Source organism: Herbaspirillum lusitanum P6-12 (assembly GCF_000256565.1).
Taxonomy (GTDB): Bacteria; Pseudomonadota; Gammaproteobacteria; order Burkholderiales; family Burkholderiaceae_D; genus Herbaspirillum; species Herbaspirillum lusitanum.
The window spans coordinates 1-2,042 of record NZ_AJHH01000414.1 but is presented as its reverse complement, the minus strand read 5'-3'; the positions used below and the strand labels follow the sequence as shown (position 1 = coordinate 2,042).

The following is a 2,042-nucleotide window of genomic DNA, read 5'->3' as shown; positions in this document are numbered from 1 at the left end:
GCATGCCTATGCCGGCCTGTATCAGCAGCAGGTGCGGATTTTCAACCCGGGTTTCGCCACGACTGCGCGGTTCACCAGCCGGCTTTTATACACCGTCGCCGTTACAGCCGTCATCGCGCTGGCCGGATGCAGTTCGTTGCCGCGCATCGTCCCCGACATGGATACCCAGTCGGCCAAGGTGATCCAGATCAAGGGCGGACGCGGCATCCTCACCCCCGAGCAGAGCAAGGCGGTGCTCGACAGGTTCAAGGATTCCAATCAGGACAACCTGATCCTCGAGAAGCACCTCGCGGTCGAACAAGCCATCACCGGCTCGCCGCTGGTGGCGGGCAACAAGGTTACGCTGCTGATTGACGGACCGGCCACTTACGCCTCCATGTTCGCCGCCATCCGCGAAGCGCGCGACCACGTCAACATGGAAACCTACATCTTTGAAGACGACGAGGCCGGCAAGCAGTTCGCCGACCTGCTGATCGACCGGCAGAAGCACGGCGTTCAGGTCAATCTGATGTACGACAGCGTCGGCACGCTCAGCACGCCGCGCGAGTTCTTCCAGCCGATGATCGATGCCGGCATCCAGGTGCTGGAATTCAATCCGGTCAATCCGGCGCAGGCGCGCAAGGGCTGGGAAGTCAACCAGCGCGATCACCGCAAGCTGCTGATCGTCGACGGCAAGACCGCCTTCGTCGGCGGCATCAATGTCAGCAGCGTGTATTCCAGCGGTTCGTTCCGCAGGAGCAAACCGAAGGACGACGACGCCGGCAAGGTGCCGTGGCGCGACACCCAGGTGCGCATGGACGGGCCGGTGGTGGCGGAATTCCAGAAAATGTTCATCGACACCTGGCAGAAGCAGCACGGTCCGAAACTGGCCGAAAAGAACTATTATCCCAAGGTCGACAACAAGGGGCCTGAAATCGTGCGCGGCATCGGCAGCGCACCCGAAGATCCCTATAGCGTGATCTACGCCACCTTCATCTCGGCCATCCAGCACGCCGAATCCAAGGTGTATCTGACCAACGCCTATTTCATCCCCGATCCGCAATTGCGCGACGCGTTGAAGGATGCCGTCAAACGCGGCGTCGACGTCCGCCTGGTGCTGCCGAGCAAGAGCGACTCGAAGCTGGTGCTGTACGCCTCGCGCTCGTTCTACACCGAATTGCTGGAAGGCGGCGTCAAGATCTACGAGCGCCAGGATGCGCTGCTGCATTCCAAGACCGCAATGATCGACGGCGTCTGGTCGACCATCGGCTCGACCAACCTGGACTGGCGCAGCTTCATCTACAACCAGGAAATCAACGCCGTCATCCTCGGCCGGCAATTCGGCGCGCAGATGCAGTCAATGTTCGAGCGCGATATGAATGCGTCCAGGGAAATCACGCTGGAAGCGTGGAAAGACCGCCCCATCAGCGACCGCATGAAGGAATTCGGCGCCGGATTGTGGGCACGCTGGCTGTAACGATGCGGGATTGAAACCGGCAAAGGAGAACTGGAGATTCGCATGCAAAGTCCTGTCCCACGACAATTGACGCAGAGCCTGCGCGCCGTTGTCACCGCCACACTGGCGGCGACGCTGCTGGCCGTGTCACTGGCGGTATGCGCCTCCGCCATCGCCGCCGAGCCGTCGGGAGGTGCTGCCTTGCAGGAAAAATACCAGGCGCTGCAGCCGCAATTGACCAGCAACCAGTTTGCGCGCCCGCTGTACATCAACTCGACCGAAAGCTCGTCCAGCATCAAGGGCGACATCTACGCCGTAGTCGATTATCCGTTCGCTCAGGTGCGCAGTTCGCTGACCATGCCGGCGCACTGGTGCGACGTCCTGATTCTGCATCTCAACACCAAATACTGCCGCCCCGGTCCCGGCCAGAATCCCGCGACGCTCAGCATGCGCGTCGGCAAGAAGCATGAGCAGGCCATCGGCGACGCTTACCGGATCGACTTCAACTACCGCGTGCCGGCCAACGGCGACGATTACTTCGACGTCCGCCTGGCTGCCGACAAAGGGCCGATCGACACGCGCGACTACCGCATCCAGCTGGAAGCGT

Annotated in this window: 1 protein-coding gene and 1 pseudogene; both read left to right on the top strand. The window is 61.4% G+C overall.

The annotated features are described in order from the left end of the window. Positions 1–157: 157 nt before the first annotated feature. Positions 158–1,456 carry a cardiolipin synthase gene (cls, locus tag HLUSI_RS0113400; protein ID WP_085944029.1) on the top strand — a complete coding sequence of 433 codons (1,299 nt, stop codon included), beginning with the start codon at positions 158–160 and terminating at the stop codon, positions 1,454–1,456. A gap of 42 nt (positions 1,457–1,498) precedes the next feature. Further along, positions 1,499–2,042: pseudogene (locus HLUSI_RS28575) on the top strand (hypothetical protein); the annotation flags it as partial.